We start from the raw sequence: 20,613 nt of genomic DNA on the forward strand, positions 1-20,613 counted from the left end.
ACGCGTGCGCCGCGGGGGTCAGCCGAGGAAGGGGTCGACCGCGGCGGCGACGAACAGCAGCGCCAGGTACGCGTTCGAGAAGTGGAACAGTCGCATCGGCTTGATGATCGACAGCTCCTCGGTCTCGCGGGCGCGGGCGCGCAGGTCGTACGCCTCGATCAGGAACACGATGCCGAGCAGCATCGCCATCGCCGGGTAGAACCAGCCGGTGTCGGCGACGGGCCAGACCGCGACGGACGTGAGCACCGTGGCCCACGTGTAGCGGACGATCTGACGGCCGACCTCGGCCGAGGTCGTGACCGAGGGCAGCATCGGCACGGACGCGCGCGCGTAGTCCTCGCGGTAGCGCATCGCCAGCGCCCAGAAGTGCGGCGGCGTCCAGAAGAACACGACGAGGAACAGCAGGATCGGCGTCCAGGCGACCTCGTTGGTGATGGCCGTCCAGCCGATGAGCGGCGGGAAGCAGCCCGCGGCGCCGCCCCAGACGATGTTCTGGGTGGTGCGGCGCTTGAGGATCATCGTGTAGCCCACGACGTAGAACACGTTGGCCGCCAGCGCGAGCGCCGAGGACAGCCAGTTGACGAACAGGCCCAGCCACAGCGTCGACACGACGCCGAGGACGAGGCCGAACACGAGCGCGTTGCGGGTGCCCACCTGGTGGCGCGGCAGCGGACGGCGCGCGGTGCGGCGCATCTTCTGGTCGATGTCGGCGTCGACGACGCAGTTCAGCGCGTTGGCCGAGCCCGCCGAGAGCGCACCGCCGACGAACGTCGCCAGCACGAGCCACAGGTCCGGCACGCCGCGCTGCGCCAGGAACATCACCGGGACGGTGGTGAGCAGGAGCAGCTCGATGATGCGAGGCTTGGTGAGCGCCACGTACGCCGCGACCACGTCGCGCCGGCTCGGACGTTCGACGAGGGTGTCGTCAGCGGTCGTGTGCGGTAGGACGGTCACATGGCACAGTCTAATGCCCGGCGGATAGGCTCGAGACGCAGACCTCGTGTGACGACCGACGTGAACCCAGGAGTGCAGCGGTGACCAACGCCCCCCGATCCACCGAACCGACGATCGACTGGTCGGAGGTGGACGACCGTGCGGTGAACACCACGCGCCTGCTGGCCGCCGACGCCGTCCAGAAGGCCGGCCACGGCCACCCCGGCACGGCGATGAGCCTGGCGCCCGCCGCCTACCTGATCTACCAGAAGCTCATGCGGCACGACCCCGCCGATCCGACGTGGCTCGGCCGCGACCGGTTCGTGCTCTCGTGCGGCCACTCGAGCCTCACCCAGTACATCCAGCTCTTCCTGGCCGGCTACCCGATGTCGCTCGACGATCTCAAGAGCCTGCGCACGTGGGGCAGCCAGACGCCGGGCCACCCGGAGTACGGCCACACCCCGGGCGTCGAGGTGACCACGGGGCCCCTCGGCCAGGGCGTCGCGAACGCCGTCGGCATGGCCATGGCGGCCCGTCGCGAGCGCGGCCTGCTGGACCCGTTCGCCGGTCCCGGCGAGAGCCCGTTCGACCACGACATCTACGCCATCTGCTCCGACGGCGACCTGCAGGAGGGCGTCTCGGGCGAGGCCTCCTCGCTCGCCGGCCTGCAGCAGCTGGGCAACCTGACGGTCCTCTACGACGACAACAAGATCTCGATCGAGGACGACACCGACGTCGCGTTCACCGAGGACGTCGCCCTGCGCTACGAGGCGTACGGCTGGCACGTCCAGACCGTCGACTGGACCCACGGCGGCGGCGAGTACCGCGAGGACGTCCACGCCCTCGCCGACGCGTTCGCGGCGGCCAAGTCCGTCACGGACCGCCCCAGCCTCATCGTGCTGCGCACGATCATCGCGTGGCCCGCGCCGAACGCCCAGAACACGGGCGCGTCGCACGGCTCGGCCCTCGGCGCCGACGAGATCAAGGCCACCAAGGAGCTGCTCGGCTTCGACCCCGAGGTCGACTTCGCCGTGCCGGACGACGTGATCGAGCACACGCGCAAGGCGCTCGAGCGCGGCGCGGCGGCCCACGAGGAGTGGACGACGCGCTTCGACCTGTGGGCCGAGGCCAACAGCGAGCGCAAGGCGCTGCTCGACCGCCTCCTGGACCGTCGCCTGCCCGACGGCTGGGACGCCGACCTGCCGGTCTACGAGCCGAACGACAAGGGCGTCGCCACGCGCGTCGCCTCGGGCGACTTCCTGACCGCCGCGGCACCGCACCTGCCCGAGCTGTGGGGCGGCTCGGCCGACCTCGCCGGCTCGAACAACACGACCCCGAAGGACCAGCCGTCCTTCCTGCCGCCGCAGAACTCCACGAAGAAGTTCAGCGGCGACTGGTACGGCCGCGTCCTGCACTTCGGCATCCGCGAGCACGCGATGGGCTCGATCATGAACGGCATCGCGCTGCACGGGCCCACGCGCCCGTACGGCGGAACGTTCCTGGTCTTCAGCGACTACATGCGCCCGGCCGTCCGGCTGGCCGCGCTGCAGGAGCTGCCCGTCACCTACGTGTGGACGCACGACTCGATCGGCCTCGGCGAGGACGGCCCCACGCACCAGCCCGTCGAGCACCTCGCGGCGCTGCGCGCGATCCCCGGCCTCGACGTCGTCCGCCCCGCGGACGCCAACGAGACCGTCGCCGCGTGGACCGCGATCCTGCACCGCAGCCACCGTCCCGCCGCGCTCGCCCTGAGCCGCCAGAACCTGCCGGTCTTCCCGCGCGAGGGCGAGTACGCCCCCGCGTCCGAGACCGCCAAGGGCGCCTACGTCCTGCTCGACTCCCCCGCCGACCTGGGCAAGGACGTCCCCGACGTCGTGCTCGTGGCCACCGGCTCGGAGGTCCAGCTGGCCGTCGAGGCCCGTCGCCTGCTCGCCGAGGACGGGATCGCCGCGCGCGTCGTCTCGATGCCGTGCCGCGAGTGGTTCGAGGAGCAGGACGAGGCGTACCGCGACAGCGTCATCCCGCCGCACGTCCGCGCCCGCGTCGCCGTCGAGGCCGCGGTCGCGTTCGGCTGGCGCGAGATCGTCGGCGACGCCGGGCGCATCGTGTCGCTCGAGCACTTCGGCGCCTCGGCGTCGTTCGCCGAGCTGTACGACAAGTTCGGCATCACGGCGGCCGCGACCGCCGCGGCCGCGCGCGAGTCGCTGCAGGCCGCACAGCACGAGGGAGGCGTGCCGGTCTTCGCCCGTCCGACCGGCCCCGTCCTTCCCGACACCACCCACTGACCAGAGGAGATCGACATGACCGAACGACTCAAGGCACTCGGCGACGCGGGGGTGTCGATCTGGCTCGACGACCTGTCGCGCGAGCGGATCGAGACCGGCAACCTCGCCGAGCTCGTGAGCAGCGGCAAGGTGGTCGGCGTCACGACGAACCCGACGATCTTCGCCTCCGCCCTGTCCAAGGGCGAGAAGTACGAGCAGCAGGTCGGCGAGCTGCGCGCCTCGGGCGCCGACGTCGACGCCGCCGTGTTCGCCCTGACCACGACCGACGTCCGCGACGCGTGCGACATCCTGCGTCCCGTCTACGACGCCACGAACGGCCTCGACGGCCGCGTCTCGATCGAGGTTGAGCCGGGCCTGGCCAAGGACACCGACGGCACCGTCGAGATGGCCGAGCGGCTCTGGAACGAGATCGACCGCCCCAACCTCATGGTGAAGATCCCGGCCACGCGCGAGGGCCTGCCCGCCATCGCCGCCGCGATCGCCAAGGGCATCAGCGTCAACGTGACGCTGATCTTCTCGCTCGAGCGCTACCGCGGCGTCATGGACGCCTACCTCTACGGCCTCGAGCAGGCCGCCGCGGAGGGTCGCGACCTGTCGACGATCCACTCGGTGGCCTCGTTCTTCGTCAGCCGCGTGGACGCCGAGGTCGACGGCCGGCTGCCCCAGGACAGCCCGCTGCGCGGCAAGGCGGCGCTGGCCAACGCGTGGCTCGCGTACGCGGCCTACGAGGAGGTCTTCAACAGCGAGCGCGCCCGCGAGCTGCTCGCCAAGGGCGCCAACCCGCAACGTCCGCTGTGGGCCTCGACCGGCGTCAAGGACCCGGCTTACCCGGACACGCTGTACGTCAGCGAGCTCGTCGTCCGCGGCACCGTGAACACGATGCCCGAGAAGACGCTCGAGGCCTTCGCCGACCACGGTGAGGTGACCGGCGACACCGTGACCGGCCGCGCCGCCGAGGCGCAGGAGATCATCGACCAGCTCGAGGCACAAGGCATCTCCTACGACGAGGTCGTCGACAAGCTCGAGGTCGAGGGGCTCCAGAAGTTCGACGACTCCTGGGCCGAGCTCCTCGAGACCGTCCGGGCCGAGCTGAACAAGGGCTGACCATGGGCTACCGACTCCGCATCCACACACCGCTGGACGGAGCGGTGTCCGAAGCCGTGGACCAGCTCGTCGCCGAGCGGTTCGCGTCCCGCCTCTTCGACCAGGACGGCACCCTGTGGGGTCCCGCCGCCGAGTCGGAGGCCTCCATCCGGCTGTCCTGGGTGAACCTGGCCGAGTCGTCGCGGCCCCTCGTGGAGCGCATCGCCGCGCTCCGCGAGGAGCTGCACGGCCGCGGCATCACGCGCGTCGTGCTGTGCGGCATGGGTGGCTCGTCGCTCGCACCCGAGGTCATCTGCAAGGCCGACGGCGTGCCGCTCGACGTGCTCGACTCGTCACAGCCCGACATGGTCCGCTCGGCCATCCACGACCTCGAGTCGACCGTGGTGGTCGTGTCCAGCAAGTCCGGCGGCACCGTCGAGACCGACAGCCACCGCCGCATCTTCGAGCAGGCGTTCACCGACGCCGGCCTCGACCCGGCCGAGCACCTCGTGATCGTCACCGACCCGGACTCGCCCCTCGACAAGGAGGCGACGGCCGCGGGCTACCGCGTGTTCCGCGCCGACTCGCACGTCGGCGGCCGCTACTCCGCGCTGACGGCGTTCGGGCTCGTGCCCAGCGGCCTCGCCGGCGCCGACATCGGCCGCCTGCTGGACCAGGCCAGCGAGGTCGACGAGCCGCTGTCGGTCGACGACCCGCAGAATCCGGGCCTGCGCCTGGGCGCCGCCCTCGGCGTGGCGGCGCGCAACGGCGTCGACAAGGTCGTCGTGTACGACCACGAGGACCACAACGTCGGCGACTGGACCGAGCAGCTGGTGGCGGAGTCGACGGGCAAGGAGGGCACCGGCATCCTGCCGGTGGTCGCCCAGGCCCCCACCGACCCGGTGACCGCGGACGAGATCGTCGTCCACCTCGGCACCGACGACCTGCCGCAGCACGACTGGGCCGTCGCGCTGGCCGGCACGCTCGGCGACCAGTTCCTCATCTGGGAGGTCGCGACCGCGGTCGCCGGCCGCCTGCTCGGCATCAACCCCTTCGACCAGCCCGACGTCGAAAGCGCCAAGGCCGCCGCGCGTGAGCTGCTCTCCGGTGGCGCCAGCCTGCCCGAGCCGGACTCGGTCGACGGCACCGTCGAGCTCTACGGATCCACCGCCGGGTCCGTCGCGGAGGCGCTCGCCGACCTGCGCGACGAGGTCGGCCAGGACGGCTACCTCGCGCTGCAGTTCTACCTCGACCGTTGGGCCCACGCGGGCCTGGAGTCGCTCGCCCCGGCCCTGGCCACGCAGCTGGGCCGGCCCGTCACGTTCGGCTGGGGCCCGCGGTTCCTGCACTCGACCGGCCAGTACCACAAGGGCGGCACGCCGATCGGCGTCTTCCTGCAGGTCACGTGCGAGCCCGCCGAGGACGTGCCGGTCCCCGGCCGCGACTTCACCCTCGGCCAGTTCATCGTGTCGCAGGCGCAGGGCGACGCCCAGGTGCTGCGCGAGAAGGGACGACCCGTGCTGCGACTGCACCTGCGCGACCTGGACGCCGGCCTCGCCACGATCAAGGACGCCCTCGCGTGAGCCCGAACCCGCTGCGCGACCCGCGCGACCGCCGCCTGCCCCGCATCGCGGGCCCGTGCACGATCGTGATGTTCGGCGTGACGGGCGACCTGGCCCGCAAGAAGCTGATCCCCGCGATCTACGACCTGGCCAACCGCGGCCTGCTGCCGCCGGGCTTCGGCCTGGTCGGCTTCGCCCGCCGCGACTGGGGCGACGGCACGTTCGCGTCGCTGCTGAAGAAGGCGGCCAAGGCCGGCGCCCGCACCGAGTGGAGCGAGACCGTCTGGAAGCAGCTCGCCGCCGGCATCAAGTTCGTCCCGGGCCAGTTCGACGACGACGACGCGTGGGAGGAGCTCAACAAGACGCTCACCAAGCTCGACGAGAGCCAGGGCACGGGCGGCAACCACGCCTTCTACCTGTCGATCCCGCCGGGCCTGTTCCCGACCGTCGTGTCGAAGATCGACGAGCACGGTCTCGCCAAGCCCGGCATGGGCTGGCGCCGCGTCGTGGTCGAGAAGCCGTTCGGCCACGACCTCGAGTCGGCCAAGGAGCTCAACCAGCTGATCGGCAACGTCTTCGACAGCGAGTCGGTCTTCCGGATCGACCACTACCTGGGCAAGGAGACGGTCCAGAACATCCTGGCGCTGCGGTTCGCCAACCAGATGTTCGAGCCGGTCTGGAACGCCAACTACGTCGACCACGTGCAGATCACGATGGCCGAGGACATCGGCATCGGCTCGCGCGCCGGCTACTACGACGGCATCGGCGCCGCGCGCGACGTCATCCAGAACCACCTGCTCCAGTTGCTGGCGCTCGTCGCCATGGAGGAGCCGGTCGCGTTCGACGCGGGCAGCCTACGCGCCGAGAAGCAGAAGGTCCTGCGCAGCGTGCGGCTGCCCACGGACCTCGACAAGCACACGGCCCGCGCCCAGTACGTCGAGGGCTGGGCCGGCGGCCAGCCGGTCGTGGGCTACCGCGACGAGGAGGGCACCGACCCGAAGTCGCTGACCGAGACGTACGCCGCGCTGCGCCTCGACATCGAGACCCGGCGCTGGGCCGGCGTCCCGTTCTACCTGCGCACGGGCAAGCGCCTCGGCCGGCGCGTGACCGAGGTCGCGGTCGTCTTCAAGAAGGCCCCGCACCTGCCGTTCGAGAACATCGACGTCACCGAGCTCGGCCACAACGCCCTCGTGATGCGCATCCAGCCCGATGAGGGCGTCACGATGCGGTTCGGCGCGAAGGTGCCCGGCACCACGATGGAGATCCGCGACGTCAACATGGACTTCGTCTACGGCGGCACCTTCGTCGAGAGCAGCCCCGAGGCGTACGAGCGACTCATCCTCGACGTGCTGCTGGGCGATCCGCCGCTGTTCCCGCAGCACCAGGAGGTCGAGCTGTCCTGGGAGATCCTCGACCCCGTCATGGAGCACTGGTCCCGCAAGCGCTCGATCGACACGTACCCGGCCGGCACGTGGGGCCCGCAGTCCGCGATCGACATGCTGGCCCGCGACGGCCGCGTCTGGAGGCGACCCTGATGGACGAGATCCTCGAGGACACCAACGCGGCCGCGGTCGCGAAGGCGCTCACCCGGGGCCGCTCCCTGGCCGGCAGCCCGGCCATGGACATGGTGCTGACGCTGCTCATCATCACCGACGAGGACAACGTCGCCGAGGTGATGAAGTCCGCCAGCGTCCTGCAGCACGAGCACCCGGCGCGCGTGCTCGGCGTCATCCTCGGCGACGGGCGCGGGAAGCCGCGACTCAACGCGCGCGTCCGCGTCGGCGCGGGCTCGCCGGGCGAGTCGGTCCTGCTGCGCATGTCCGGGCCCCTCGTGAAGCACGCCGAGTCGGCCGTCCTGCCGCTGCTGCTGCCCGACTCCCCCGTCGTGGCCTGGTGGCCGGGCATCGGCCCGCTGGAGCCCTCGCTCGACCCCATCGGCCGGCTGGCCCGCCGTCGGCTGACGGACTCCGAGCGCACGCCCGAGCCGGTGCGCTGGCTGCACAAGCTGGCGCCCGGCTACAAGCCCGGCGACACCGATCTGGCCTGGACGCGCCTCACGCTGTGGCGCGCACTGCTCGCCGCCGCCCTGGACCAGACCTCGGGCACGGCCACCGGCGGCCGCATCCTGGCCGACGACGTCAACCCCGTCGCGGTGCTCCTGCAGGCGTGGCTCGAGTGTCGCCTGGGCGTGCCGATCGAGTTCGTCGACGACGACTCCGGCTCGCAGATCCAGCGGGTCACGCTGTTCACGGACGTCGGCGACATCGACATCCGGCGCACCGACGAGATGACGTGCGAGTTCAGCGTCCCCGGATCGTCGCCGCGCGTCGTGCCGATCCGCCGCCGCACGATCCCCGAGCTGCTGGCCGAGGACCTGCGCCGCCTCGACGCGGACGAGATCTACGGCGAGACGCTCCAGCACCTGGTGACCGGAAGGGACTGACATGGCGATCGAGGTCTTCGACACCCCCGGGCTGCTGGCCCAGGCCGTCGCCCGCCGGCTCGCCGCCCGCGTGACCGAGGCGGTCTCCGCCGGCCGCACGCCGACCGTCGTGCTGACCGGCGGCACGATCGCCGGGAAGATCTACGGAGAGCTCGCCCACGACGCCGACTGGCGGGCCGCGGAGTACTGGTGGGGCGACGAGCGGTTCGTGCCCGAGGGGCACGAGGACCGCAACGACCGCCAGGCGCGCGAGGGCTTCCTCGACCGGTTCGAGGTGCCCGCCGAGCACGTCCACGCGATGCCCGCCCACGGCTGCGACCAGTCGATGGCCGAGGCTGCGGACGCGTACGCCGAGACGCTTCCCGACGACCCGTTCGACGTCGTCCTGCTGGGCGTGGGCCCCGATGCGCACATCGCGTCGCTGTTCCCCGGCCACCCGCAGGTCACCGAGACCGAGCGCCGGGCCGTCGAGGTCTTCGACTCTCCCAAGCCGCCGCCGCAGCGCATCTCGCTGACCTACCCGGCGCTCAACCACACCCGCGCCACGTGGTTCGTCGTGTCCGGCGAGGACAAGGCCGAGGCCGTCGCCAAGGCGATCGGCGGCGCACCCGTCGAGCAGGCACCCGCGGCGGGCGCCCGCGGCCTCGAGGAGACCGTCTGGTTCCTCGACCGCGGCGCCGCCTCCCGGCTCAGCTCGTAGCCCACGCTGGTCGAGTGCGCCGCGAGGAACGAGCGGCGTGTATCGAGACCACGCTCCCCCGGGTACGAGGAAGGGACCACGGATGGATCCGTGGTCCCTTCGTCTGACCGGGTTTCGAGGCTTCGGGCGCTGAGCGCCCTCGCGCCTCAACCTCATGGGGCGGTGGGCCGCTGAGCGGCCTCGGCCCTCAGAAGATGATCTCGCCGGTCTTGCGCTTGCTGCGCAGGGTGTCGAGGGCTTCCTTGAGGATGTCCGCGGCCTCGGTCTCGGAGCGGCGCTCCTTCACGTAGGCCAGGTGCGTCTTGTAGGGCTCGATCTTCGGCGCATCCGGCCGGTTCTCGGAGTCCATGCTGGCGGGCATGCCGCACTTGGGGCAGTCCCACTCGGTCGGGACGTCGGCCTCGACCGAGAACTGCAGCGTGATCGAGTGATCGTTCACGCAGAAGTACGAGACGGCCTGGCGCGGGGCTGCCTCGCCCCGCTCGGCCTCGCCCATGGGGCCCGCGCCGATGCGGCTGCCACGAATGGCGCCGGCGGCCATCAGTTGCTCACCTTCAGCAGCAGGCCGAGCGCGAAGATGCACACGGCCCACACGACGGCGACGCCGATCGTGATGCGGTCGAGGTTGCGCTCGGCGACGGACGAGCCGCTCAGCGAGCTGGAGACGCCACCGCCGAACATGTCGGACAGGCCGCCGCCACGCCCCTTGTGCATGAGCACGAGGACGATCATGAGCAGGCTGCTGAGGGTCAGCAGCACGGAGAACGCGATGATCACGTCTTCCCCTTCGTCAGGACCCCGCGAGGTCGGGCATGTCGTAGAACCGGGCGATCCCGGCGAACTCCTCCGCGACCAGGCTGGCCCCACCGACGAGCGCGCCGTCAACATCGGGCTTGGCCATGATCGCGGCCACGTTCGCCGCCTTGACCGATCCGCCGTAAAGGATACGGGTCTGGTCCGCCGCCTCGGTACCCCAGGTCTCGGCGAGCCGCCCGCGGATGGCCGCGCAGACCTCCTGCGCGTCCTCGGGGGTGGCCACCTCGCCGGTGCCGATGGCCCACACGGGCTCGTACGCGATGACGAGTCCGGCGACCTGCTCGGCGGTCAGACCGGCCAGCGATCCGTCGACCTGGCCCAGCGTGTACGCGACGTGCTCGCCGGCCTGGCGGACCTCGAGGCCCTCGCCGACGCACACGATCGGGGTCATGCCCGCGGCGAGCGCCTTGCCCGCCTTGGCGTTGACCAGCTCGTCGGTCTCGCCGTGGTACTCGCGGCGCTCGGAGTGGCCGACCACGACGTAGGAGCAGCCCAGCTTGGCCAGCATCGCGGCCGAGATCTCGCCCGTGTACGCGCCGCCGTCGTGCGCCGACACGTCCTGCGCGCCGTAGCCGATCGCCAGCTTGTCACCGTCGACGAGCGTCTGGACGCTGCGCAGGTCGGTGAACGGCGGGATCACGACGACCTCGCTCTTGGCGTAGTCGTGCTTCTTGTCCGACAGGGTCCACGCCAGCTTCTGGACGAGGACCACCGCCTCCTGGTGGTTCAGGTTGGACTTCCAGTTGCCCGCCATCAGCGGCGTACGGCTCATGCGCTCTCCTCCAGCACTGCCAGACCCGGCAGCGTCTTGCCCTCGAGGTACTCCAGGCTCGCCCCGCCGCCCGTGGAGATGTGGCCGAACTGGCCGTCCTCGAAGCCGAGCTGGCGCACGGCCGCGGCCGAGTCGCCGCCGCCGACGACCGACAGGCCGTCGACCTCGGCGAGCGCCTGCGCGACGGCCTTGGTGCCGGCGGCGAACGCCTCCATCTCGAAGACGCCCATCGGGCCGTTCCAGAAGACCGTCTTCGCACCGCGGACGACGTCCGCGAACGCGGCGGCGGACTCGGGGCCGATGTCCAGGCCCATCTGGTCGTCGGGGATCGCGTCGACCGCGACCGTCGTCGCGGGCGCGTCGGCCTTGAACTCCGGCGCGACCACGACGTCCGTGGGCAGGACGATCGACACGCCGAGGTCGGCGGCCCGGTCGAGGTAGCCCTTGGCCACCTCGACCTGGTCCTGCTCGAGCAGCGACGAGCCGACGCCGTGGCCCTGGGCCTTGAGGAACGTGAAGACCATGCCGCCGCCGATCACGAGCGTGTCGGCCTTGGTCATGAGGTGATCGATGACGCCCAGCTTGTCCGAGACCTTCGAGCCGCCGAGCACGACGGCGTACGGGCGCTCGGGCGACGCGGTGAGTCGCTGGAGCACCTCGACCTCGGCCCGCACCAGGCCGCCGACGGCCGCCGGCAGGCGCTTCGCGACGTCGTAGACGCTGGCCTGCTTGCGGTGCACGACGCCGAAGCCGTCGGACACGAACACGTCCGCCAGCGCCGCGAGCTGATCGGCGAACGCGCCGCGCTCGGCGTCGTCCTTGCTGGTCTCGCCCGCGTTGAAGCGAACGTTCTCCAGCAGGGCGACCTCGCCGTCCTTGAGCTCCTCGGCGGTCCGCTGGGCGTCGACGCCCACCGTGTCCGCGGCGAACCGCACGCTCTGGCCCAGCAACTCGCTCAGCCGCGACGCGACGGGCTGCAGGGAGTACTGCGGGTCCGGCTCGCCCTTCGGCCGGCCCAGGTGGGCCACGACGAGGACGCGGGCGCCCAGGCCGGTCAGCTTCTGGATGGTCGGCACGCTCGCGCGCACGCGGCCGTCGTCGGTGATGGTGGCACCGTCGAGCGGCACGTTCAGGTCGCTGCGGACCAGGACGCGCTTGCCCTTCAGGTCCCCCAGGTCATCGATCGTCTTCACGCGGCAGGCCTCAGAGCGAGGAGCCGACGAGCGACGCGAGGTCGACGAGGCGGTTCGAGTAGCCCCACTCGTTGTCGTACCAGCCGACGACCTTGACCTGGTCGCCGATGACCTTGGTCAGCGGCGCGTCGAAGATGCACGAGTACGGGTCGGTCACGATGTCGGTCGAGACGATCGGGTCCTCGTTGTACTTGAGGTACTTCGAGCCCTCGGCGGCCTTGCGGACGATCTCGTTGATCTCCTCGACCGAGGTCTCGCGGCTGGCCGTGAACGTCAGGTCGGTGGCCGAGCCGGTCGGCGTGGGGACGCGCAGCGCGTAGCCGTCGAGCTTGCCCTTGAGCTCGGGCAGCACGAGCGACACGGCCTTGGCGGCGCCGGTCGACGTGGGGACGATGTTCAGCGCGGCGGCGCGGGCGCGGCGCAGGTCCTTGTGCGGCGCGTCCTGCAGGTTCTGGTCCTGCGTGTAGGCGTGGATCGTCGTCATCAGGCCGCGCTCGATGCCGATGCCGTCGTTGAGGGCCTTGGCCATGGGCGCGAGGCAGTTCGTGGTGCACGAGGCGTTCGAGATGATCGTGTGCGACGCCGGGTCGTACAGGTCGTCGTTGACGCCCATGACGATCGTGATGTCCTCGTTCTTCGCCGGGGCGGAGATGATGACCTTCTTCGCGCCGCCGTCCAGGTGGGCCTTCGCGGCCGTGGCGTCGGTGAAGAAGCCGGTCGACTCCACGACGATGTCGGCGCCGACGGAGCTCCAGTCGAGGTTGGCGGGATCGCGGTCCTCGAAGGCGACGATCTTCTGGTCGCCGACGTAGATGGCCGTGTCGTCGAAGTTCACGTCCGCGTCGAGACGGCCCAGGATCGAGTCGTACTTGAGCAGGGTGGCGAGGGTCTTGTTGTCCGTCAGGTCATTGACGGCCACGATCTCGATGTCGGCACCGGCGGCACGGACCGCTCGGAAGAAGTTGCGGCCGATGCGGCCGAATCCGTTGATACCTACGCGAACAGTCACGGGAAAGCTCCTGAGTAGCCGGGGTGGACTCGCTTACATCCTCACCCTACCGACGACGCCGGACGAGCGGCACCGGGTCCCGGTACGACGAGACGTCTCAGCCGTCGCCGAGCTGGTCGGGGTTCAGGCCCGCCTCGGTGTCGTCGATGCCGAGGTCGTGCGCCCGCTTGTCGGCCATCGCCAGCAGGCGGCGGATGCGCCCGGCGATCGCGTCCTTGGTCAGCGCGGGCTCGTGCAGCTGGCCGAGCTCCTCGAGGCTGGCCTCACGGTGCTGCACGCGCAGCTGGCCGGCGAGCCGCAGGTGGTCGGGGACGTCCTCGCCGAGGATGTCGAGGGCGCGCTGGGCGCGGGCGCCGGCCGCGACCGCCGCGCGGGCCGAGCGGCGCTGGTTCGCGTCGTCGAAGTTGGCCAGCCGGTTGGCGGTGGCCCGCACCTCGCGGCGCATGCGGCGCTCCTCCCAGGCCAGCAGGGTCTCGTGCGCGCCGAGGCGGGTCAGCAGCGCGCCGATCGCCTCGCCGTCGCGGATGACGACGCGGTCGCCGCCGCGGACCTCGCGGGCCTTGGCCGAGACGCCGACGCGGCGGGCGGCGCCCACCATGGCGAGCGCGGCCTCGGGCCCGGGGCAGCCGATCTCGAGGGCCGAGGAGCGGCCGGGCTCGGTCAGCGAGCCGCGCGCCAGGAACGCCCCGCGCCACGCGGCGACGGCGTCGCACGAGGGGCCGGTGACGACCTGCGGGGGCAGGCCGCGAACGGGACGGCCACCGCCGTCGACGAGGCCGGTCTGGCGCGCCAGCAGCTCGCCGCCCTTGGCGATGCGCACGGTGTAGAGCGTGGTCTTCCGGACGCCGGCGCCCTGCTGGACGATGATGTCGCTGTCGTGGCCGTAGACGTCGGCGATCTCCTGGCGCAGGCGACGCGCGGCGGCCGCGGTGTCCAGCTCCGCCTCGATCACGATCCGCCCCGAGACGATGTGCAGGCCGCCGGAGAAGCGCAGGACGGTGGAGACCTCCGCCTTGCGGCAGCACGCCTTCGTCACCGGGATCCTGGCGAGCTCCGCCTTCACCTGTGCCGTCATCGCCATTGAGAAATCAGCCTCCAGTCCTGCGGTCCGAGAACCCGCTCGGGCCACTCTATGCCTGTGCTGGTGAGGTTCGGGCAAAGGTTTGCGCAAAGACCCGCGCCAGCGCGGAGGGATCGTGCTGGTCGGGCCGCTCCGGCGACCGCACGGGCGCCGTCACGAGCTCGGCGCCGAGCTTCTCGGCCGCCCGGCGCAGGTCCGTCCGGTCGGCCTCGGCGCTGGTGTCGGCGATGACGACGTCGAGGTGCAGGGACGGCGCGTGCTCGGCGAGGACCTCGAGGTGCTGCCCCGGCGTGAGGTGGTCCGACTCCCCCGGCTGGCCGACGAGGTTGAGCACGAGCGCGCGCTTGGCCGGCGTGCGCAGCAGCGCCTGGCGCAGCTCGGGGACGAGCAGCGTGGGCATGACGCTGGTGAACCACGAGCCCGGTCCGACGGTGACCCACTCCGCGCTCTCGAGCGCCGCGACGGCCTGCGGGCACGCCGGCGGGTCGGCCGGGTCCAGGCGCACGGTCTCGATGCGCGCGGGCGTCGTGGCGACCTCGGCCTGGCCGCGCACGACCTCGACGGTGTCGTCGTCGTTGCGCACGTCCGCCTCGATGTCGAGCGGGACGTTGGCCATCGGCAGGACGCGGCCGCGGGCGCGCAGCAGCTCGGCGACGAGGTCGAGGCCGGCGACCTGGTCGCCCTCCATGTCCCACAGCGCCGCGAGCAGCAGGTTGCCGACGGGATGGCCGGCGAGCGGTCCGTCGCCGCCGAAGCGGTGCTGCAGGATCTCGGCCCACGCGCGGCCCCAGTCGTCGTCGCCGCACAGGGCGGCCAGCGCCATGCGCAGGTCCCCCGGCGGCATGATGCCGAGCTCGGCGCGCAGCCGGCCCGACGAGCCGCCGTTGTCGGCGACCGTCACGATGCCCGTGAGCCGGTCGGTCACCCGCCGCAGCGCGGACAGCGTGGCGGCCAGCCCGTGTCCCCCGCCGAGGGACACGACCTTGGGTCCACCCTCCACGGGGGTGGTCACTCGCGGCCCAGGTCTCGGTGGACGACGAGCGTGCGGACGCCGCGGTCGCGCAGGCGCTCGGCGAGCGCCTCGGACATCGCGACGCTGCGGTGACGGCCACCGGTGCACCCGATGCCGACGCTGAGGAACAGCTTGTCCTCGTGCAGGAACCCGTTGGTCAGCATCGACAGCAGGTCGACGTAGCGGTCGAGGAACTCCTGCGAGCGCGGCTGGCGGTAGACGTACTCGCGCACCGGCTCGTCCTGGCCGCTGAGCGGGCGCAGCTCGTCGACCCAGTACGGATTGGGCAGGAAGCGCATGTCGGCGATCATGTCCGCGTCGATCGGGATGCCGTACTTGAAGCCGAAGGACACGACCGTGACGTGCAGGCCGCGCTCGGAGTCGTCCTCGAAGGCCTCACGCACCCGCGCGGCCAGCTGGTGGACGTTGAGTCGGCTGGTGTCGATCACGAGGTCGGCGCGGCCACGGATCGTGCGCAGCAGCTCGCGCTCGCGGGCGTAGCCGTCCATGAGCCGACCCTGGCGGCTCAGCGGGTGGGGACGGCGCGCGGCCTCCTGGCGGCGGACCAGCACCTCGTCCGAGGCCTCGAGGTAGAGCGTGCGGACCTTCACGCCGAGCGGCCGGACCGACTCGATCGCGTCGACGAGCCCGGAGAAGAACGTGCGCGAGCGGGAGTCCACCACGACGGCCAGGCGGTCGATGTCCTCGGCCGCCTCCACCGAGGAGACGAGGTCCTCCAGCATGCCCGGGGGCAGGTTGTCGACGACGTAGTACCCGAGCTTCTCCAGCGCCTTGGCCGCGGTGCTGCGGCCGGCCCCGGTCATCCCCGTCACGAGGACGCACTCGGTGATCTTCGTCATCATCGGTCTCAGTCCTCCAGGATCTCGCCCGTGGTCATGTTCACGGCGGGGGCCGCCGGCTCGCCCTCGTGCAGGGCCGCCACGATGGATTGTGCCGTAGCCGGACCGATCCCGGGCACGGTGGCGATCTCGTCGGCCGTCGCGGCGCGCAGCCGCTTGAGCGAGCCGAACTGCTTCATGAGCGCCTTGCGCCGCGTCTCGCCCAGGCCGGGGACCGTGTCGAGGACGCTGACGATCATCGACTTGCTGCGCCGCTGGCGGTGGTGCGTGATCGCGAAGCGGTGCGCCTCGTCGCGGACGCGCTGCAGCAGGTAGAGACCCTCGCTGGTGCGCGGCAGGATCACCGGGTCCTCGTCGTCGGGCAGCCAGACCTCCTCGAGGCGCTTCGCCAGGCCGCACAGCGCGACGCCCGTGACACCGAGCGCCTCCATCGCCTGGCGGGCGGCCGCGACCTGCGGCGGGCCGCCGTCGACCACGACGAGGGAGGGCGCGTAGGCGAAGCGGCGCGGCTTGCCGGTCTCGGGGTCGATGCCCGGCTCGGCGTCGCCTTGGCGCTCGAGGGCGCGCAGGTGGTGCATGAACCGGCGCGTGATGACCTCGTGCATGGCGGCGACGTCGCTCTGGCCCTCGTGCCGGACCGTGAAGCGCCGGTACTCGGACTTGCGCGGCAGGCCGTCCTCGAACACGACCATGGAGGCGACGATCTCGGTGCCCTGCAGGTTCGAGACGTCGAAGCACTCGATCCGCAGCGGCGGCTCGGGCAGGTCGAGCGCGGCCTGGATCTCCTCGAGCGCCCGGCTGCGGGCCGTGAGGTCGCCGGCGCGCTTGAGCTTGTGACGGGCGATCGCCTGCTTGGCGTTCTGCTCGACGGTCTCGAGCAGGCGGCGCTTGTCGCCACGCTGCGGGACGCGCAGGGTCACGCGCGAGCCGCGCCGCTCGCTGAGCAGGTCCTCGACGGCCTCGTGGTCGGCCGGGAGCGCCGGCACGAGAACCTCGCGCGGGATGGCGGCGGGCGCCACGTCGGCGTAGAGCGTCATGACCGCGTTCTGGACGAGCTGCGGGAAGTCGGCGTCGTCCTCCTTGTCGGCCACCCAGCCGCGCTGGCCGCGGATCCGGCCGCCGCGGACGTTGAAGATCTGGACCGCGACCTCGAGGGGGTCGTCGACGAAGCCCAGCACGTCCGCGTCGGTGCCGTCGCCCAGGACGACGGCCTGCTTCTCCAGCGCGCGGCGCATGGCCATGAGGTCGTCGCGATACTTCGCCGCGAGCTCGTACTCCTGGTTGGCGGCGGCATCGCGCATGCGCTGCTCGATCGACCGCTCGAACCCGGCGGTCTGGCCGCCCATGAACGACAGGAAGTCGTCGACGATCTCGCGGTGCTCCTCGGGCGAGACCCGGCCGACGCACGGCGCCGAGCACTTGCCGATGTCGCCGAGAAGGCACGGGCGGCCGGCGGCCTTGGCGCGCTTGAAGACGCCCATGCTGCACGAGCGCATCGGGAAGACGCGCAGCAGCGTGTCGACGGTGTCGCGGATCGCCCACGCGTGGCCGTACGGGCCGAAGTACCGCACGCCCTTCTTCTGTGCGCCGCGCATGACGAGCACCCGCGGGATCTCCTCGCCCACCGTGACGGCGAGCCAGGGATAGGACTTGTCGTCGCGGTACTTGACGTTGAAGCGGGGGGCGAACTCCTTGATCCAGGAGTACTCCAGCGCGAGCGCCTCGACCTCGGTGTTGACGACCGTCCACGTCACCGAGGACGCGGTCGTCACCATCTGGTGCGTGCGCGGGTGCAGGTTGCCGACGTCCTGGAAGTACGAGTTCAGCCGCTGGCGCAGGTTCTTGGCCTTGCCGACGTAGATGACGCGGCCCTGCTCGTCGCGGAACCGGTACACGCCCGGGTCGGTCGGGATCTCCCCCGGGCGTGGCCGGTAGGTGGACGGGTCAGCCATGGGTGGGCCCCTCCCCCGCGCTCACGACAGCAGCGGCGCGAGGAATCGGCCGGTGTGCGAGTCGGGGTTGGCCGCGACCTCCTCGGGCGTGCCCTCGGCGACGACGGTGCCGCCGCCGCTGCCGCCCTCGGGGCCCATGTCGATGAGCCAGTCCGACGCCTTGATGACGTCGAGGTTGTGCTCGATGACGATGACCGAGTTCCCGGCGTCGACGAGGCGCTGCAGCACGATGAGCAGCTTGCGGATGTCCTCGAAGTGCAGGCCGGTCGTGGGCTCGTCGAGCACGTAGACCGTGCGGCCCGTGGACCGCTTCTGCAGCTCGGAGGCCAGCTTGACGCGCTGCGCCTCGCCGCCGGACAGGGTGGGCGCCGGCTGGCCGAGGCGCACGTAGCCCAGGCCGACGTCGACGAGCGTGCGCAGGTGGCGCGCGATCGCGGGGATGGCCTCGAAGAAGTCGACGGCCTCCTCGATCGGCATGTCGAGCACCTCGGCGATCGTCTTGCCCTTGTAGTGCACCTCGAGCGTCTCGCGGTTGTAGCGGGCGCCGTGGCACACCTCGCACGGGACGTAGACGTCCGGCAGGAAGTTCATCTCGATCTTGATCGTGCCGTCGCCGTGGCACGCCTCGCAGCGGCCCCCCTTGATGTTGAACGAGAAGCGGCCCTGCTGGTAGCCGCGCATCTTCGCCTCGGGCGTCTGCGCGAACAGCTTGCGGACGTGGTCGAACACGCCGGTGTACGTGGCGGGGTTGGACCGCGGCGTGCGGCCGATGGGCGACTGGTCGACGTGGATGACCTTGTCCACGTGCTCGATGCCCTCGATCGTGCGGTGACGGCCGGGGATCGTGCGCGCCTTGTAGATCTGTCGGGCGAGCGACGTGTAGAGGATGTCGTTGACCAGCGTCGACTTGCCCGAGCCGGACACGCCCGTCACGGAGACGAGCTGGCCGAGCGGGAACGCCACGTCGACGTCCTGCAGGTTGTTCTCACGCGCGCCGCGGACGACGAGCTGGCGATCCTTGTCGCGCGGGCGACGCACCTCGGGCACCGGGATGGACGCCCGTCCGGCCAGGTACGCGCCGGTGAGCGAGTCGGGGTTGGTCAGCAGCTCGTCCACGGGACCGGACACGATGACCTGGCCGCCGTGCTCGCCGGCGCCGGGGCCGATGTCGACGACCCAGTCCGAGGCCCGCACGGTGTCCTCGTCGTGCTCGACGACGATGAGCGTGTTGCCCAGGTTCTTGAGTCGCACGAGCGTCTCGATGAGGCGGTGGTTGTCGCGCTGGTGCAGGCCGATCGAGGGCTCGTCGAGGACGTAGAGAACGCCGACGAGGCCCGCGCCGATCTGCGTGGCGAGTCGGATGCGCTGCGCCTCGCCGCCGGACAGCGAGCCGGCCGCCCGGTCGAGCGCGAGGTAGTCCAGGCCGACGTCGAGCAGGAACCGCAGGCGCTCGTGGATCTCCTTGAGCACGCGCTCGCCGATCTGGCGCTCGCGGTCGGTCATGTCGAGGTCCTGCAGGAAGTCCGCCGCGTCCGCGATGGACATGTGCGTCAGCTCGGCGATGTTCTTCGGGCCGTGGCGCTCGGACGACAGCGTGACGGCCAGGATGACCGGCTTGAGGCGCGTGCCGTGGCACGTGGGGCACGGGACCTCGCGCATGAAGCCCTCGAGCCGCTCGCGGCTGGTGTCGGAGTCGGTCTCGGCGTGGCGACGCTCGACGAACGCCTTGGCGCCCTCGAACTCCGCCCAGTACGAGCGCTGGCGGCCGTAGCGGTTCTTGTACTGGACGTGGACCTTCGTGGAGTGGCCGTTGAGCAGCGCGTCCTGGAACTCGGGCTTGAGGTCGCTCCACTTGGTGTCGACGTCGAAGCCGAGCTCGTCGCCGAGGGAGCGCATGAGGCGCAGGAAGTAGTCCGACACCTGGGTGTAGGTCCACGCCGTGATGGCGCCCTCGGCGAGCGTCTTCTCCGGGTCGGGCACGAGCAGCTCGGCGTCGACCTCCTTGCGCGAGCCCAGGCCGTGGCACTCGGGGCAGGCGCCGTAGGGGGCGTTGAACGAGAACGAGCGGGGCTCGAGCTCGTCGACCTGCAGCGGGTGGTCGTTGGGGCACGAGAGTCGCTCGGAGAACCGGCGACGGCGCTTGGGGTCCTTCTCGTCGAGGCCGACGTAGTCGATGATGACGAGGCCGTCGGCCAGGCCGAGCGCGGTCTCGATCGACTCGGTGAGCCGCTGCTTGGACGACGGCTTGACCGTGAGGCGGTCGACGACGACCTCGATCGTGTGCTTCTTCTGCTTGGTCAGCTTCGGCGGCTCGTCCGCGAGCATGTGCATCTCGCCGTCGACGATGGCGCGGCTGAAGCCCGAGGACTGCAGCTGGCGGAACAGCTCGACGTACTCGCCCTTGCGGCCGCGGATGACGGGCGCGAGCACCTGGAAGCGGGTGCCCTCCTCGTCGTCCTGGATGCGGTCGACGATCTGCTGGGGCGTCTGGCGGCCGATCGGCTCGCCGCACGTGGGGCAGTGCGCCCGGCCGGCGCGCGCGTACAGCAGGCGCAGGTAGTCGTAGACCTCGGTGATCGTGCCGACGGTCGAGCGCGGGTTGCGCGACGTGGACTTCTGGTCGATCGACACCGCGGGCGACAGGCCCTCGATGAAGTCGACGTCGGGCTTGTCCATCTGGCCCAGGAACTGCCGGGCGTACGAGGACAGCGACTCGACGTAGCGGCGCTGGCCCTCGGCGAAGATCGTGTCGAACGCGAGGGACGACTTGCCCGAGCCGGACAGGCCGGTGAAGACGATGAGGGAATCACGAGGAAGATCGAGGGACACGTCCTTGAGGTTGTGCTCGCGCGCACCCCGGACCACGAGACGATCAGTCACCTGTCCAGCGTACTGAGCGGGCCTGACAGAAA

17 protein-coding genes are annotated in these 20,613 nt (G+C 71.3%); 6 read left to right on the top strand and 11 right to left on the bottom strand.

Features of this window, described 5'->3' with window-relative positions; translation table 11 throughout:
• Nucleotides 1–18: 18 nt before the first annotated feature.
• A complete protein-coding gene (locus tag AB3M81_RS04765) occupies nt 19–963 on the bottom strand; it encodes a heme o synthase (protein WP_412903126.1) in 945 nt (314 codons plus the stop codon).
• A 71-nt stretch (nt 964–1,034) separates the two neighbouring features.
• Between AB3M81_RS04765 and tkt the strand changes: the two genes are divergently transcribed.
• Genes tkt through pgl form a run of 6 tightly spaced genes read left to right on the top strand, consistent with a single transcriptional unit; the run spans nt 1,035 to nt 9,006 of the window.
• Nucleotides 1,035–3,218 carry a transketolase gene (gene tkt, locus AB3M81_RS04770; protein WP_412902759.1) on the top strand — a complete coding sequence of 728 codons (2,184 nt, stop codon included), beginning with the start codon at nt 1,035–1,037 and terminating at the stop codon, nt 3,216–3,218.
• A 15-nt stretch (nt 3,219–3,233) separates the two neighbouring features.
• The gene (tal, locus tag AB3M81_RS04775) at nt 3,234–4,322 is read left to right on the top strand and encodes a transaldolase (protein WP_412902760.1); all 1,089 of its coding nucleotides are present in this window, start codon (nt 3,234–3,236) and stop codon (nt 4,320–4,322) included.
• 2 nt (nt 4,323–4,324) lie between these two features.
• Nucleotides 4,325–5,884, top strand: coding sequence for a glucose-6-phosphate isomerase (locus tag AB3M81_RS04780; RefSeq protein ID WP_412902761.1), 1,560 nt, complete (start codon nt 4,325–4,327; stop codon nt 5,882–5,884).
• Complete coding sequence (gene zwf / locus AB3M81_RS04785; protein WP_412902762.1) at nt 5,881–7,398, top strand: glucose-6-phosphate dehydrogenase; 1,518 nt, start codon at nt 5,881–5,883, stop codon at nt 7,396–7,398. The genes AB3M81_RS04780 and zwf overlap by 4 nt, the downstream gene beginning before the upstream one ends.
• Nucleotides 7,398–8,306, top strand: coding sequence for a glucose-6-phosphate dehydrogenase assembly protein OpcA (locus AB3M81_RS04790; RefSeq protein WP_412902763.1), 909 nt, complete (start codon nt 7,398–7,400; stop codon nt 8,304–8,306). The genes zwf and AB3M81_RS04790 overlap by 1 nt, the downstream gene beginning before the upstream one ends.
• 1 nt (nt 8,307) lies before the next feature.
• Nucleotides 8,308–9,006 carry a 6-phosphogluconolactonase gene (gene pgl / locus AB3M81_RS04795; protein ID WP_412902764.1) on the top strand — a complete coding sequence of 233 codons (699 nt, stop codon included), beginning with the start codon at nt 8,308–8,310 and terminating at the stop codon, nt 9,004–9,006.
• A gap of 187 nt (nt 9,007–9,193) precedes the next feature.
• Here the strand turns inward: pgl and AB3M81_RS04800 are convergent, their stop codons facing one another.
• From AB3M81_RS04800 to uvrA, 10 genes are all read right to left on the bottom strand, one after another.
• Nucleotides 9,194–9,550, bottom strand: a complete 357-nt coding sequence (locus tag AB3M81_RS04800) for an RNA polymerase-binding protein RbpA (RefSeq protein WP_412903127.1) — start codon at nt 9,548–9,550, stop codon at nt 9,194–9,196.
• Entirely contained in the window at nt 9,547–9,783 is a 237-nt protein-coding gene (gene secG / locus AB3M81_RS04805; protein WP_412902765.1) for a preprotein translocase subunit SecG, read from the bottom strand. Before secG ends, AB3M81_RS04800 begins: the two co-directional genes overlap by 4 nt.
• Nucleotides 9,784–9,796: 13 nt before the next feature.
• Nucleotides 9,797–10,594, bottom strand: a complete 798-nt coding sequence (gene tpiA / locus AB3M81_RS04810; RefSeq protein WP_412902766.1) for a triose-phosphate isomerase — start codon at nt 10,592–10,594, stop codon at nt 9,797–9,799.
• On the bottom strand, nt 10,591–11,787 hold the full coding sequence (locus tag AB3M81_RS04815) for a phosphoglycerate kinase (protein WP_412902767.1): 1,197 nt from the start codon (nt 11,785–11,787) through the stop codon (nt 10,591–10,593). Before AB3M81_RS04815 ends, tpiA begins: the two co-directional genes overlap by 4 nt.
• A 10-nt stretch (nt 11,788–11,797) precedes the next feature.
• Entirely contained in the window at nt 11,798–12,796 is a 999-nt protein-coding gene (gene gap, locus AB3M81_RS04820; RefSeq protein ID WP_412902768.1) for a type I glyceraldehyde-3-phosphate dehydrogenase, read from the bottom strand.
• 97 nt (nt 12,797–12,893) lie between these two features.
• Nucleotides 12,894–13,877, bottom strand: a complete 984-nt coding sequence (gene whiA, locus AB3M81_RS04825) for a DNA-binding protein WhiA (protein ID WP_412902769.1) — start codon at nt 13,875–13,877, stop codon at nt 12,894–12,896.
• Nucleotides 13,878–13,926: 49 nt separating this feature from the next.
• Nucleotides 13,927–14,889, bottom strand: coding sequence for a gluconeogenesis factor YvcK family protein (locus AB3M81_RS04830; RefSeq protein ID WP_412902770.1), 963 nt, complete (start codon nt 14,887–14,889; stop codon nt 13,927–13,929).
• A complete protein-coding gene (rapZ, locus tag AB3M81_RS04835) occupies nt 14,886–15,749 on the bottom strand; it encodes an RNase adapter RapZ (protein WP_412902771.1) in 864 nt (287 codons plus the stop codon). The genes AB3M81_RS04830 and rapZ overlap by 4 nt, the downstream gene beginning before the upstream one ends.
• A gap of 8 nt (nt 15,750–15,757) precedes the next feature.
• Nucleotides 15,758–17,701: an excinuclease ABC subunit UvrC gene (gene uvrC, locus AB3M81_RS04840; RefSeq protein ID WP_412902772.1), complete on the bottom strand. Its 1,944-nt coding sequence runs from the start codon at nt 17,699–17,701 to the stop codon at nt 15,758–15,760.
• 21 nt (nt 17,702–17,722) lie between these two features.
• The gene (gene uvrA, locus AB3M81_RS04845; RefSeq protein ID WP_412902773.1) at nt 17,723–20,581 is read right to left on the bottom strand and encodes an excinuclease ABC subunit UvrA; all 2,859 of its coding nucleotides are present in this window, start codon (nt 20,579–20,581) and stop codon (nt 17,723–17,725) included.
• Between the last annotated feature and the right edge of the window lie 32 nt (nt 20,582–20,613).

Origin of the sequence: Aeromicrobium jepli, assembly GCF_047246605.1 — a bacterium.
Classification (GTDB): domain Bacteria; phylum Actinomycetota; class Actinomycetes; order Propionibacteriales; family Nocardioidaceae; genus Aeromicrobium.